This is a genomic window from Microbacterium sp. GCS4 (assembly GCF_001262495.1).
Taxonomy (GTDB): Bacteria; Actinomycetota; Actinomycetes; order Actinomycetales; family Microbacteriaceae; genus Microbacterium.
Genome location: NZ_LGYE01000001.1, coordinates 1,474,219 through 1,487,497 on the forward strand (window position 1 = coordinate 1,474,219; position 13,279 = coordinate 1,487,497).

Consider the following 13,279-nt stretch of genomic DNA (forward strand, 5'->3'; position numbering starts at 1 on the left):
GCTAGGCGCGGCCGAACTGCGCGGACGCCGGGCAGTCGAACGGGTCTCGGGCGGCGAGACCCACCCGGTTCAGGTACGCGATCACGATCGCGTACGACTGGCCGAGGCTCGTCTCGGTGTACGGGACGCTGTTCGCGGCGCAGTAGTCGCGGACGATCTCGCGGGCCTTCGAGAGGTGGGGACGCGGCATGTTCGGGAACAGATGGTGCTCCACCTGATAGTTGAGGCCTCCCATGAGCCACGTCGCCCACCAGCCGCCGCGGATGTTGCGGGAGGTGCGCACCTGCTTCGAGAAGAAGTCGAGGCGGGCGCTCGGGTCGATGATCGGCATCCCCTTGTGGTTCGGGGCGAACGACGCCCCCATGTACACGCCGAAGACCGCCAGCTGCACTCCCACGAAGGCGAACGCCATGCCGAGCGGCAGGAGCAGGAACACCGGCACCAGCACGATCGCGAAGCGCACGGCGATGAGCGCCAGCTCGGTCCAGCGCCCCTTGACCCGCGCCCCCGTGGCGAGGTGCTTGACGCCGAGGTAGTGCAGGTTGAGTCCCTCGAGTGTGAGGAGGGGGAAGAACAGCCAGCCCTGACGGCGAGTGATCATGCGGATGAGGCCCCGCGACTTCGCGGCATCCGTGTCGAGGAACGAGATCGTGTCGACCTGGATGTCCGGGTCCTTGCCCACCTGGTTGGGGTTGCCGTGGTGCTTGGTGTGCTTGGAGTCCCACCAGGCGTAGCTGATGCCGACGACGCCGGCGGCGAGGATGCGCGCCAGGCGGAAGTTCGCGGGACCCGAGGCGAGGATCTGGCGGTGCGCCGCCTCGTGCGCGAGGAACGCCACCTGGGTGAGGATGACCCCGAGAGCTGCGGCCATCAGGAGCTGGAACCAGCTGTCGCCGAGCAGGATGAAACCCGTGACGACGCCCCCGAGGGCGACGGCCAGGGCGGCGCCGACGAGCACGTAGAACCAGCGCGCCCGCTGCAGGAGGCCGGTCTCGCGCACGACCTGCGACACCTGCTTGTAGGCGTGCGCCATGGGCGGGAAGTCTGCGGTTCCGGAGTAGGTCTGGCGGATCGGTCCGAGGGTGGCGGTCGTGTCGACCTGTGCGAGGGAGATGATGCTCTCCTGACGATCGGGAGCCCGTGAGCTGTGGAAAGCCCAAGGCAGATCGCCCAACGCTTACCTCACGCTAACCCGTCCGCCATGCGTCCCAGGGAATACTTCGGCATCTTGCTGGCCACTCCCAGGAAGCCCCGTCCGCGGTCAGGCGCGGGCGCGACGAGGACGCCGCCGCAGCACGCGCGGCAAGGTGAAGGAGAAGGTGAGGGGACGACGTGCGGGCTCGTGCGCGCCCTCGAGGGCACGGCGCGCGTCGTCGAGGGTCTCGAAGACGCCGAGCTCGACACCGCGATGATCGTGCGCGAGATGCGCGGTGCCGTCGAACTCGACGAAACCGGCGAACTCGCCGGCGCGCGTCGCGACGTGCACGTCGATGTCGGCCTGCTTCCAGGTCAGCGGGTCGGAGGGCGGAAGGGTGGTCATGGTCATGCTGGTACTCATTGCTGTGTGGCGGGCGCGCTTCCGTGGCCCGCGAGTCGTGAGATCGGGGCGGATGCCGCGCGCGTCGATGTGCGTGGTCCGGAATGGCCCTGATCAGTGGCACTGTGGCGGTCCAGAGGGGGACACGGCTGCACGGTGCGTCGCTCAGTCTAGCAGATCCGCGCCGGGCGTCGCGGATCGTCGACGCCCGGCCCCCTCCTCGACGCGGAGGGCCGCGTCTCTGGTCGACTCGTCGCGCAGACGACGAGTCGACCAGGCGGGCCCCCGATCGGTCAGCGTGCAGGCGACTCTCCCCCGCCACCCGGTCCTCCCGAACCGCCCGACGGGGCCGATCCGGCGGTGGGCGCGGTGGTCGTGTCGATCCCGACGACGAGGCTCGCGATGTATCCGTTCGCGGTGTCGCCCGAGACCGTGGCGAGTTGGAGCGCCGCCGCGTCGTCGCCGAACACGTTGTCGCTCGCGAGGCTCGTCTTCGCGAGGTTCTGCGCGGAGCCGTCGTAGCGCGAGTCCGCGTACACCGCCGAGCAGACGTCCTCGGGCAAGGCCAGCTGCGAGGTGGCGATCGCGTTCGACGAGTCCGTGATCGAGTCGACGTCGGGATACACCTCGAAGTGGATGTGCGGCCAGCGTCCGGAGTAGCACCCGGGGAAGATCGAGGTGAACGAGACGCGCCCATCGGCATCCGCCACCTGCACTCCACGCAGGTAGGTGACGCCCTCGAGGCCGGAGGAGTACATCGAGTACTCGCCCTGCGCCGTGCAGTGCCAGGCGTAGACCGCGACGCCCTCGAACGGCACGCTGCCGTTCGCCATGTCGAGGACCTGGAACTCGAAGGTCAACGGGATGCCCTCGGCGGTGGCGCCCCCGTCGATCGAGGTCGTGATGTCCTGACGCACGATGCCGGTCTCCTCCAGGACGTCGGGGCCGTTCGATCCGTCGCCCGGATAGGGTCCGGCGGTCTCGTCGGGGATCTCCCCGGCAGCCGTCGCCGTCGATCCGTTCGCGCTCTCGGGCGTCGCGGTCGAGGTGCCGGCGGAGCCCATGCCGCTCGAGCCGGAGGCGGTCGGGGCGCAGGCCGCGAGGACGACGGCGCCGACCCCGAGGCCGGCGAGACCGAGCACGCCTCGCCGCGAGACGAGGGTGCGGATGTCGAAGGCCGCGCCCTGGTCGACCACCTCCTCGTCGGCGCGGTCGAGGAGGCGGCCCTCGTAGGCGGGGCCCTCAGGGGTCTGGACGGGTTCGGGGATGCGGCTCATGATCGTGCTCCTCTCGGGGACGGGGTGTCGATGACCCCATCGTCACGGAGCGGACGATCAGCGGCCTATGTCACCGCTATGTGAAACCTATGCACCCTGGTTCGTCGATTCTCGCGTGACCGGCGGACGGAGAACGAGCACCACGACGATCACGACCATCACGAGCGCGGTGATCGCGACGGGGATCGGGAGCACCGGGTCGAGCAGAACGAGCCCCGCCCCCACCGGGACGACCGTGTTGACAACGGCATCCGCGTTCTCTCGGATCGCGATCCACCAGACGCCCAGCAGGAAAAGCGCGATCGGGATCGTCACCGTGAACGACGCGACGACGCTCGACAAGTGGCTCTTGCCCGTCAGCACATCGAGCTCGACCTCGATGCCGGCCGAGAACGCGGCCGCAGCGGCGAACACGAAGTAGTGGATGTAGCCGTAGCGCAACGACCGCGCGAACGTCGTGATCGCGCGGTGGTGCGGAGGCCAGAAGTAGACCCACCACAGGGACGCCGTGACCACGAGCGTGAGCACCGAGATCGAGATGAGCGGTGCGAAGGACTCCAGCTCGTGGCTCGCGTCGATGATCGCGTTCGCGGACGCCAGCAGGCTCTCGCCCAGCACGATCAGGGTGAACAGGCCGTAGCGCTCGGTGATGTGATGCGGATGCCACGGCGTCTGCCGTCGGTGCTCCGCGAAGACCGGGACGCCGACCTCGATCAGCGCGCACACGATGAAAGCGGCGATCTGCGCGGGACCGGCGGGGATGAGCAGGAACAGCACCCAGAGCACCTGCACGCCCGCGATGCCGAACGCGTACCGCCGGGTCGCCGTGCGCAGCTCCCCGGCCCCGCGCGTGGCCCGGAGCCACTGCGCGATCATCGCGACGCGCATCACGATGTAGCCGAGCACGGGGACCGTGAAGTCTCCGTGCTCGAACGCCGCGGGCAGTCCTGCGGCGAGCACGAGCACACCGCCCATCTGCACGATCGTGGTGACGCGATACAGCCAGTCGTCCGTGTCGAAGGACGTCGCGAACCAGGTGAAGTTCATCCACGCCCACCAGATGGCGAAGAACACCATGGCGTACGAGGTGATCCCGTGCAGGAAGTCGGCGTGCGAGAGCGCATGGTGCAGCTGCGCGGAGGCGATGCTCACCGAGACGACGAAGACCAGGTCGAAGAAGAGCTCGAGCGAACTGGCCGCCCGGTGCGGCTGCGAGGGATCGCGCGGACGCATCCGGCTCAGGTGGAATCGGGGCGTCGCGGATGTCGTCACGCGGACAGACTACCCATGCGCATCCGCCGCAGGACGGGCGATGGGGAATTCGTTTCGTCCACACGGCGGAATTACCTTCCACTGAACGGCCGCATCCGCTAGAGTGAACGAAAGTCTGCAGTACCTGCTGCATGCACGCACCGTGTGGGACGGTGCGAGCGCCCGTGATGTGGGATCACGGATCACGGCAGGTCCCGAGGGGTCGGGTTGCAGACGTTTCCGGGGACGTGGGGTCCCCGGTTTCTGGGGAACACTGGGGAAACACATGTCGCATCGGGGATTTCTGCGCACATACACGGCTCACGAGGCCTCGGCATGACTTCCGTCGAGGATGCTCTGAGCATCACTCGCACGGGTTCGGTCTTCGCGCCGGTCGCCGCACCGCGAGCCACCAAGTCGGTCACGCGCACGGTGGTCACGCCGCGCGCGTCCGCAACGTTGGAGCGACGCCGTCAGTGGGAACGGCGTTATCGGATGCGACTTCGGATCTCGGATGCTGGGGTCATCCTGTCCGCCGTCGCGATCACAGCAGCGATCCAGCTGATGACCGGTGTCACAGGGGAAGAGGCCCTGAGGAACGGCATCCCGCTGGCTGCGCTCTGGTATCTGATGCTCAGCGCCCTGCATACCCGTGATGCAGCGCTGTTCCGCGCCAGCGCAACCGAGTATCGCGGAGTGGTGCACGCCACCGGACTGGCGTTTGGGATCATCGCCATGCTGGCTGTCGTGCTCGGCTGGCAGACGATGCAGCTGGTGCTGCTCGTCTGCCTGCCGCTCGGCGGTCTCACACTGCTCATCACCCGCTGGGTGTGGCGGAACTGGCTGGCGGCGCAGCGTGCGCGGGGACTGTTCGTCTCGCGCACGCTCGTCGTCGGCGACAGGGACGACGTCGAGTACGTCGTCCGCACCCTCCACCCGATCGGCGCATCGGGCTATCAGGTCGTCGGGACCACGCTGCTCGACGGCAATGCGAGGGACGTCGAGGTCGGGGGCGCGAAGTTCCCCGTCATCGGCAACGTGAACACGGTGTCGGCGGTCGCCGCCGAGCTCGGCGCGGACACGATCATCGTCGCGAGCCGCCCCGACGGCGAGCCCGACTTCGTCAAGAAGCTCAGCTGGCAGCTCGAGGGCACGGCTGCGGAGCTCGTCCTGTCCAGTCGTCTCACCGACGTCGCGGGCCCCCGCATCTCCTTCGCCCCCGTCGAGGGGCTCCCCCTCATCCAGGTGCAGATCCCCTCCTACGAGGGCGGTCAGCACCTCCTCAAGCGCGCACTCGACATCGCCGTCGCCACCGTCGCACTCATCCCGATCGCGCTGATCACGCCGATCCTCGCGCTGCTCGTGAAGCTCGACTCGCCGGGTCCGCTGTTCTTCTTCCAGGAGCGGGTCGGTCGCGACGGTCGGACGTTCCGCATCGTGAAGTTCCGCTCCATGAAGACGGATGCCGAGCAGCAGCTCGCCGCCCTCAAGGAGCAGAATGAGGGCGCCGGCCTGCTCTTCAAGATGAAGGACGACCCGCGCGTGACCCGCGTCGGGCGTGTGCTGCGCAAGCTGTCGCTCGACGAGCTGCCGCAGTTCTGGAACGTGCTGGTGGGCGACATGAGCGTCGTCGGCCCCCGCCCGCCGCTGCCCAGCGAGGTCACCGCCTACGACGGCACCGTGTACCGCCGCCTCTACATCAAGCCGGGCATCACCGGCCTGTGGCAGGTGTCCGGGCGCAGCGACCTCTCGTGGGACGAGAGCGTGCGCCTCGACCTGCGCTACGTCGAGAACTGGTCGGTCATGAATGACCTGCAGATCATGTGGCGTACCGCCCGCGTCATGGTGCAGCCGAGCGGGGCATACTGAATCCATGAGCAAGGGAGACGCCCTCACCATCGCGATGGTGGGGACGCGGGGAGTGCCCGCGGCCTACGGAGGTTTCGAGACCGCGATCGAAGAGGTCGGACGGCGTCTCGCCGAACGGGGGCACGAGGTCGTCGTGTACACGCGCGGGTCGGAGAGCCGCGACAAGGAGTACCTCGGCATGCGGGTCGTCCACCTGCCCGCGATCCCGGTCAAGCAGATCGAGACGCTCAGCCACACCGGACTCTCGACCCTGCATCTGATGTTCCGACGTCGACCCGACGCGACCTTCGTGTTCAACGCGGCCAATTCGCCGTTTCTCCCGCTCCTGCGTCTGCGTCGCGCACCCACCGCCCTGCACATGGACGGCTTGGAGTGGCGTAGGTCGAAGTGGGGCCCGCGCGGCAAGGCGTACTACCGCTGGGCGGAGCAGTTCGGGGTGCGCACGGCCGACGCGCTGATCGCCGACGCCCCCGGGATCGCCGACTACTACGCGCATCAGTTTCAGGTCCCCACCGAGATGATCCGCTACGGTGCCCCCATCCTCGAGTCCGTCCCGCAGGGGCGCATCGAGGAGCTCGGCCTCACGACACAGGGCTATCACCTCGTCGTCGCGCGCTTCGAACCCGAGAACCACGTGCTCGAGATCGTGGAGGGGTATCGACGCAGCGCAGCTGTCCTCCCCCTCGTCGTGGTCGGCTCGGCGCCCTACAGCAGCGAGTACACCCAGCGCGTCCAGGAGGCGGCCGCCGGCGACGACCGCATCCGTCTCGTCGGCGGCGTCTTCGATCAGGAGCTGCTCGACGCCCTCTACTTCCACGCGCTCACCTACGGCCACGGGCATTCCGTCGGCGGGACGAACCCCTCCCTGCTGCGCGCCATGGGCGCCGGCACCGCCGTCATCGCCTCCGACGTCTCGTTCAACCGCGAGGTGCTCGACGGCGAGGGATGGTTCTTCACAGCCCCGGATGCCGCGGCGAGCGCCTTCGAAGAGGCGGAGGCCGATGCGGATCGCACCCGCGAGCTCGGCGCGAGCGCCCAGCGGCGTGCCCGCGAGGCCTTCCGCTGGGAGGACGTCGCGGACGCGTACGAGGACCTCGCTCGTCGACTCGCCTCGGGGCACAGCGTGCACCGCGTCGCACGGGGGGCGCGCCGCCGCGCGGAGGAGTGGTGAGTCGCCCGACCTGGGCTCAGGGCGTCGGCGCGAGATCGCGTCGCAGGCGGGAGGCGAGCAACCGCGTGTCGGCGGCGGCCTTCTCGAGGCCCTTGCGGTGCGCGCGGGTGCCGAGCTGGTGCACGTCGATCACGTCCAGCGGGTCGTCGGCGCGCCGCCACGGCAGCGCCGACGGCCGGGGCAGGTCGAGCGTCCCCCGGCGCGAATCCAGCGCCGCGGCGTACTCCTCGAGCGAGGATGCGGTGATGCGCCGCTCGCCCAGCAGCAGCGCCTCACGGAGCGTGAAGGTGCGCGAGCGGGACTGCGGCCGCATCCGAGCGATCAGCGAACGCTCCTCGAGCGACGCCGCGATCACGAGGTCGGCGACGTCGAGGTCCTCGGCCTCCAGCCGCACCGAGCGGTGCTCCGCGGCGGCAGGCACGATGTCGACCGACACACGGCACGCGTCGCGCCCCTCGGACGCCACGGTGCCGACCGACTCGACAGCCCAGTCCGAGCCTCCCAAGCCGAGCTCGCCCTCTGCACGCAGCGCCTCCTGGAAGGCAGCGGCCATCAGCGGCGAGCGGCAGATGTTCTGTGCACACACGAACAAGACGCTCTCAGTCATCCCGGTTCCCCTCACCAGTGCTCGTCTTCGGGACCCCAGATCCCGACGGCCCACCCACGACCGCATGGACACGGTAAGAATGATCTCACACACCGCCGGTATCGAACCGGACGGCCCGGAGCAGGAGGGGAGGGTGGTCGCCGGTGCTGGTTCTCATCGCCCACCCCGGGGCTGAGCTCTACGGCGCGGACCGGGTCACTCTCGAGTCCGCGGCCGGACTCGCCGCTGCCGGGCATGACGTGATCGCTGCCCTCCCGGAAGACGGTCCGCTGGTCGCCGCGCTGGAGGAGCACGGCGTGCGCGTGATCGTGACCCGCATGTTCGTGCTGCGCAAACAGCTGCTGCGCCCGCGACACTGGCTCACGCTGATCGCCTCCGCCGTCGGCGGATTCGTCGACTCGTGGCGGCTCCTCAGCCGTCATCGTCCGGACGCCGCCTACGTGAGCACCGTGACCCTCCCCCACTGGCCGCTGCTGCTCCGCCTGCGCCGTGTGCCGACCGTGACGCACGTGCACGAGGCCGAGTCCGGCTCGCCGTGGGCGCTGCGCGCGTTCCTCTACCTCCCGCAGCTGTGGTCGCACGTCGTGGTCGCGAACAGTCGGTTCACAGCCGATCTGCTGCGACGCTCGCTGCCGGCCCTGCGTCGCCGGATCCGTGTCGTCCTCAATCCGATCCCCGGACCCGCGCAGCCCCCGCCGCTCCGTGAGCGCCTCGACGACATCCGCATCGGGTACGTCGGCCGTCTCTCGCCGCGCAAGGCGCCGGACGTCGTGGTCGCCGCGGTCGCGGCACTGCGGGAACGCGGGCACGACGCGCGGCTCGATATCGTCGGCGACGTCTTCCGCGGCTACGAGTGGTACTCGGCGGAGCTCACGCAGCAGATCGCCGCCGAGTCGCTGACGGAGGTCGTGACGATGCACGGCTACGACGCCGACGTCTGGCCCCACCTCGCGGAGTGCGACGTCATGGTCGTGCCGTCGCGCACCGACGAATCGTTCGGCAACACCGCGGTCGAGGCGGTCCTCGCGGGTCGTCCCGTGATCGTGAGCGATCTCGCGGGTCTGCGCGAGGCCGTGGACGGGTACCCGACAGCACGCGCCGTCGCCCCGGGCGACATCGCCGCGGTGGCGGACGCCGTGGAGGAACTCGTCGGCCGGTGGTCCGAGGTCACGGCCGAGGCGCAGGTCGCCGCGGCAGCTGCAGCGACCCGGCATTCCACGGCGGAGTACCACCGGCGGATCACGGCGACGATCGAGAGCGTCGCCGGAATGCAGGACTCAGGGGAGAATAGCCACGGTCGAGTCTCTTCGTGAGAAGACGACGCGCTCGGGCAGGGGGAGAGGGAGCATCATGACACTGCAGGACTACATCGACGCACTGCGTCGGCAGTGGATCGTCATCGTCGCGCTGACCGTCATCGGCGCCGGTGCCGCCTTCGGCTACTCGCGCACGCTCCCCCCGGAGTACAGCTCGACCGCCGCGGTGATGGTCATCCCCCAGCGCGGCGACAGCACCAACGAGCTGGTCCAGGGGTCCAGCTACGTGCAGAGCCTCGTGCAGACGTACGCCGTGCTCGCTTCGTCCCCGCTCGTCCTCACCCCGGTGATCGACGACCTCGAGCTCGATGAGACGGCGACGCAGCTTGCGAAGCGCGTCTCGGTCGTGAACACCCTCAACACCGTCGTGATCGAGATCTCAGTCACCGACACCGACAAGGAGCGCGCGCAGGAGACCGCCGCCGCCATCACCGACTCGCTCATCGGTGCCGTCGCCGAGGTCTCGCCCAGCGACGCCGAGGGCGCACCCGCCGTGCGACTCGAGACCATCGCGCCCGCACGCGAGCCGCAGGCGCCCATCGGACCCAACACACGTCTGTTCGCGGTCATCGGCGCCGCGATCGGATTCGGACTCAGCGTCGCCTACGCGCTGTTCCGCCGTGTGCTGGGCACCCGCATCAGCGAACGCTCCGACATCGCCGCGGTCACCGACGCCCCGGTGATCGGCGAGATCGTCGCCTGGCGGCGCACCTACACGATCCTGTCGACCATGCTGCGCAGCCGCGACAGCCGCTCGGCCGAGTCCTTCCGTGCCCTGGCCGCCAACCTCAAGTACGTGGCCGTGGATCGTGACCTGCAGGTCGTCATGATGACGTCGTCCGCACCCCACGAGGGCAAGTCCTCGGTGAGCATCGGCCTCGCCGCGGCCCTCGCCGAGTCGAACCACGACGTGCTGCTGATCGACGCCGACCTGCGGCGCTCCTCCGTCGCCACGGCTCTGCAGCTGGAGGGCGCGGTCGGGGTCACCTCGATCCTCGTGGGAGACGTCACCTTCGACGAGGCCGTGCAGCACTCCGAGGCCATGAACATCGACATCATCGCCGGGGGCGCGACCGCTCCGAACCCGGGGCAGCTGATCACCTCGCACCGCCTGCGCGAGCTCGTCGCCGAGGCGCGCGAGCGCTACGAGTACGTGATCGTCGACAGCGCGCCCGCCCTCGTCGTCTCGGATGCGCTGTGGCTCGCCGATCTGTCCGACGGCGTGCTCGTCGTCGCCCGATCCGGCCGCACGCGGCGCAAGCAGATCAGCGCCGTGCTCAGCACGCTCAAGTCGACCAAGAAGGACGTCGTCGGCATCGTGCTCAACGCGGTCAAGCGGAACGAGAGCAGTCCGTACTACGTGCCCGAGGCCCCCTCTCGCACCTGGTCGCGCTCACCCAAGCGCAAGAAGGCCGCGCTGACAGCGGGAGAGACCGACCGCGACGCCGCCGACGCATGAGCGTACTGCTCGCCCTCGGAGCGAGGGCCCTGTCGATGGCGATCTCGCTCGTGTGCGGCGTGCTCACGGTCAGGCTCATCCTGGGCGGCCCTGGCGTCGAGTACTACGCGCTCTACACGCTCGTGGCGTCGCTGCCCGGACTCATCTCGTTCTCGGATCTCGGCTCGGGCGCCGTGCTGGTCAACAGCATCGCGGTGAGCGACGACCCCCGGGGCGACAGGGTGATCCGGGCGCAGCTGACCACGGTCGGTCGCATCATGGTCGGCTTCGCCGGCGTGGGCATGGTCGTGAACGCGATCCTCTACCTGAGCGGCGCGTGGACTGCGATCCTGGGCGATGCGGGCAGCATCCCCGGTGCCGATCTCGCGGCCTTCACATCGCTCATGATCTTCTGCCTCGGCATCCCCCTCGGGATCTGGCAGCGTGTTCTCCTCGGCCTGCACAAGAACCACTGGATCATCCTCATCCAGGCCGCCCAGGGACCCCTGAACCTGCTCCTCGTCTGGCTTCTCGTGTCGTTCGCGCCGCCCTCGGCCGGCACCTTCCTCGCGCTGTCGTCGATGATCTCCGGGTTCCTCATCGCCGCGACGGGGTTCCTCTTCGCGGTCACTGCGCTGTCGCCGATGCTCGGACGCGCGCTGCGGGACGTCCCCCGCGTGCGTCGAGTGCCCGGCGTGCGGGTCATGCACGTGGGCTGGCCGATGCTCGTGCAGCTCGTCTCGGCACCTCTCTCCGTCGCCCTGCTGCGCTATGTGCTGGCGCAGTCCGGCACGACGCATGACGTCGCCGAGTACGGCGCGGTCGGACAGGTGTTCTTCGCGATCAACGGCGTGGTCGCCGCGGGCGGGCTCGCGCTGTGGCCGCTGTTCACACGCGCGCGATCGCGCGGCACGCTCGCACGCGGACCGTACCTGATCGCGGCGCTGTTCGCCGGAGGAGCCGCAGTCATCTGCGCGATCGTGTGGGCCGTGTCCCCTTGGCTGTTCGCGTTCATCACCGACGGGACCCTCGACGTCGCGGGGACCACCGTGCTCGCCTTCGGGCTCATGGTCGTGTGCCAGGCCGCGCTCTACCCGCTGGGCATGTTCCTGATGGACGAGGCCGGCATCCGGTTCCAGATGATCCCCGTCGCGCTCATGACGATCTCGACCATCACCCTGGCCCTGCTCATCACGCCGCCGCTCGGCGCCGCCGGACCCGTGCTCGCGAACGCGTTCTCGGTGCTCGTGTTCCAGATCGTCCCGTTCGCCGTGTACATCTCCCGCCACCGCGAGCGCCTCATGGGCACTCCCCCGTCGACCGGTGAGGAAGAGCCGACGTGAAGATCGTCGCCGCCCTCGCCTGCGTCATCATCGCCGCCCGCGTCACTCTGCTCCAGGGAGTGACCGCGGGCATCGTGTTGAGTCTCCTGCTGCTCCCGGTGTGGATCGTGGCGATGTGGAGGATGCGCGGCGGTTCCACGATCGTCAGCCTCGGCGGCCTCGCGATGATCAGCGGCCTCGTGCTCACCGATTTCTTCGCGGGCGACCACCCCACGAGCGACTCGATGATGCAGCAGAACACGTTCTCACTGCTCGGGTTGATCTGCGGGATCGGCGTCGTGGTCTGGGCGCGCACGATCCTCGGCACGGCCCCGACAGCCCTCTGGTACGGCTTCGGCCTGACTGCGGGCGTCGTTCTGCACGGTGTCAATACCGACAACATCTGGAAGTTCGACCTGTCGGTGCCCGCGACCGTCGTCGTCCTCGCGCTCTGCATGCTCAGCCGCAGGCTGTGGCTCGAAGTCCTCGCCCTACTGCTGCTCGGCGTCGTCTCCGCCCTCAACGACTCCCGTTCGGCCGGCTCCATGCTCCTCGTCGCCGCGGCGCTCGTGATGTGGCAGGCGCTCAGCGCCCGGCTGTCGAAGAGCTCCTCGACCGTGCGGACCCTCGCCGTCTTCGGATTCGTCGCCGTGATCGGCTACTTCGCACTGCAGTCGTTCATCCTCGAGGGGTGGTTCGGCCGGGCGGCCGCCGTACGGTCGGAGGAGCAGATCGCGCAGTCGGGCTCGCTCATCCTCGGTGGTCGTCCCGAGCTGGGCGCCTCGAGTGAGCTCATCGCCGCGAACCCGTTCGGCGTCGGCTCCGGCACGCTCGCGAACGGCATCGATCTGATGATCGCCAAGGCCGGCATGGCTCGGCTCAACTACGACCCGAACAACGGCTACGTCGAGAGGTACATGTTCGGCAACGGCTTCGAGGTGCACTCGATGCTCGGCGACCTGTGGATCCGCTTCGGGCTGTTCGGGGCCGCGCTGCTGATCGTCCTCCTCGTCGTGGTGGGCCTCGGGACCGCCGCCCAGGTCGCGCAGCGCCAGGCGAGCGGCCTGACGATCTTCCTCACCATCCAGATCTTCTGGGATTCGCTGTTCGCACCGTTCTTCTCGACCTCGATCGCCACGCTGATCCTCGGCGTCGCTCTGGTCATGGTCCCGCGTCCGCAGCGGTCTCCGGCGGGAGCGACCGACCGGGACTTCGTCAGCTTCGAACGCTGACCGCATCCGCCACTCCCCCTGGGCGCCCCGCCTCGGACGCCGGCGCGTGGCGGTCGGGCGCGGCAGGGACCACTGCCTGTAGACGGCACCGGGGCCCTGCGATCTCTCGCGGAGCCCCGGTGTCGTGGGTGGTGTGTGCTGTGTGCGGGTGACCTGGCTTACTGCTTGGTGATGGTGAGGTTGTCCCAGGTGAACACGGTGGCGGGGAGGGTGGATGCTCCCGAGACGGTGTTCATGAGTCCGACGGTGCCGGCGGTCT

At 69.1% G+C, this 13,279-nt stretch carries 11 protein-coding genes; 6 read left to right on the forward strand and 5 right to left on the reverse strand.

What is annotated here, in order from left to right:
* Position 1: 1 nt before the first annotated feature.
* The 4 genes from AKH00_RS07220 to AKH00_RS07235 all read right to left on the reverse strand — a co-directional run bounded on the left by AKH00_RS07220 (position 2) and on the right by AKH00_RS07235 (position 4,047).
* Positions 2-1,117, reverse strand: coding sequence for an acyl-CoA desaturase (locus tag AKH00_RS07220; RefSeq protein WP_082297486.1), 1,116 nt, complete (start codon positions 1,115-1,117; stop codon positions 2-4).
* A gap of 144 nt (positions 1,118-1,261) precedes the next feature.
* Positions 1,262-1,546, reverse strand: a complete 285-nt coding sequence (locus AKH00_RS07225; protein WP_050721942.1) for a hypothetical protein — start codon at positions 1,544-1,546, stop codon at positions 1,262-1,264.
* 284 nt (positions 1,547-1,830) lie between these two features.
* The gene (locus AKH00_RS07230; RefSeq protein WP_050721943.1) at positions 1,831-2,814 is read right to left on the reverse strand and encodes an intradiol ring-cleavage dioxygenase; all 984 of its coding nucleotides are present in this window, start codon (positions 2,812-2,814) and stop codon (positions 1,831-1,833) included.
* Between the two features lie 87 nt (positions 2,815-2,901).
* The gene (locus tag AKH00_RS07235; RefSeq protein WP_050721944.1) at positions 2,902-4,047 is read right to left on the reverse strand and encodes a low temperature requirement protein A; all 1,146 of its coding nucleotides are present in this window, start codon (positions 4,045-4,047) and stop codon (positions 2,902-2,904) included.
* Positions 4,048-4,401: 354 nt separating this feature from the next.
* On the opposite strand from AKH00_RS07235, the gene AKH00_RS07240 reads away from it, so the two are divergent.
* Together AKH00_RS07240 and AKH00_RS07245 are read left to right on the forward strand one after the other, a co-directional pair.
* Positions 4,402-5,934, forward strand: coding sequence for a sugar transferase (locus AKH00_RS07240; RefSeq protein ID WP_050721945.1), 1,533 nt, complete (start codon positions 4,402-4,404; stop codon positions 5,932-5,934).
* 4 nt (positions 5,935-5,938) lie between these two features.
* Positions 5,939-7,105: a DUF1972 domain-containing protein gene (locus tag AKH00_RS07245; protein ID WP_050721946.1), complete on the forward strand. Its 1,167-nt coding sequence runs from the start codon at positions 5,939-5,941 to the stop codon at positions 7,103-7,105.
* A 16-nt stretch (positions 7,106-7,121) separates the two neighbouring features.
* Here the strand turns inward: AKH00_RS07245 and AKH00_RS07250 are convergent, their stop codons facing one another.
* Positions 7,122-7,712: an arsenate reductase/protein-tyrosine-phosphatase family protein gene (locus AKH00_RS07250; protein WP_050721947.1), complete on the reverse strand. Its 591-nt coding sequence runs from the start codon at positions 7,710-7,712 to the stop codon at positions 7,122-7,124.
* 143 nt (positions 7,713-7,855) lie between these two features.
* On the opposite strand from AKH00_RS07250, the gene AKH00_RS07255 reads away from it, so the two are divergent.
* The 4 genes from AKH00_RS07255 to AKH00_RS07270 are packed head-to-tail and all read left to right on the forward strand — an operon-like array spanning position 7,856 to position 13,020.
* The gene (locus AKH00_RS07255; protein WP_050721948.1) at positions 7,856-9,025 is read left to right on the forward strand and encodes a glycosyltransferase; all 1,170 of its coding nucleotides are present in this window, start codon (positions 7,856-7,858) and stop codon (positions 9,023-9,025) included.
* A 37-nt stretch (positions 9,026-9,062) separates the two neighbouring features.
* The gene (locus tag AKH00_RS07260) at positions 9,063-10,487 is read left to right on the forward strand and encodes a polysaccharide biosynthesis tyrosine autokinase (RefSeq protein WP_050721949.1); all 1,425 of its coding nucleotides are present in this window, start codon (positions 9,063-9,065) and stop codon (positions 10,485-10,487) included.
* Positions 10,484-11,809 (forward strand): lipopolysaccharide biosynthesis protein, encoded by a 1,326-nt coding sequence (locus AKH00_RS07265; RefSeq protein WP_050721950.1) that lies wholly within the window; start codon positions 10,484-10,486, stop codon positions 11,807-11,809. Before AKH00_RS07260 ends, AKH00_RS07265 begins: the two co-directional genes overlap by 4 nt.
* Complete coding sequence (locus AKH00_RS07270; protein ID WP_050721951.1) at positions 11,806-13,020, forward strand: hypothetical protein; 1,215 nt, start codon at positions 11,806-11,808, stop codon at positions 13,018-13,020. Before AKH00_RS07265 ends, AKH00_RS07270 begins: the two co-directional genes overlap by 4 nt.
* Positions 13,021-13,279: the final 259 nt, after the last annotated feature.

What these genes read in the sequence shown, in the direction of transcription:
- AKH00_RS07225 (WP_050721942.1), bottom strand. Translation starts at nt 1,546, where the DNA reads ATGACCATGACCACCCTTCCGCCCTCCGACCCGCTGACCTGGAAGCAG.
- AKH00_RS07230 (WP_050721943.1), bottom strand. Translation starts at nt 2,814, where the DNA reads ATGAGCCGCATCCCCGAACCCGTCCAGACCCCTGAGGGCCCCGCCTAC.
- AKH00_RS07235 (WP_050721944.1), bottom strand. Translation starts at nt 4,047, where the DNA reads ATGCGTCCGCGCGATCCCTCGCAGCCGCACCGGGCGGCCAGTTCGCTC.
- AKH00_RS07240 (WP_050721945.1), top strand. Translation starts at nt 4,402, where the DNA reads ATGACTTCCGTCGAGGATGCTCTGAGCATCACTCGCACGGGTTCGGTC.
- AKH00_RS07245 (WP_050721946.1), top strand. Translation starts at nt 5,939, where the DNA reads ATGAGCAAGGGAGACGCCCTCACCATCGCGATGGTGGGGACGCGGGGA.
- AKH00_RS07250 (WP_050721947.1), bottom strand. Translation starts at nt 7,712, where the DNA reads ATGACTGAGAGCGTCTTGTTCGTGTGTGCACAGAACATCTGCCGCTCG.
- AKH00_RS07260 (WP_050721949.1), top strand. Translation starts at nt 9,063, where the DNA reads ATGACACTGCAGGACTACATCGACGCACTGCGTCGGCAGTGGATCGTC.
- AKH00_RS07265 (WP_050721950.1), top strand. Translation starts at nt 10,484, where the DNA reads ATGAGCGTACTGCTCGCCCTCGGAGCGAGGGCCCTGTCGATGGCGATC.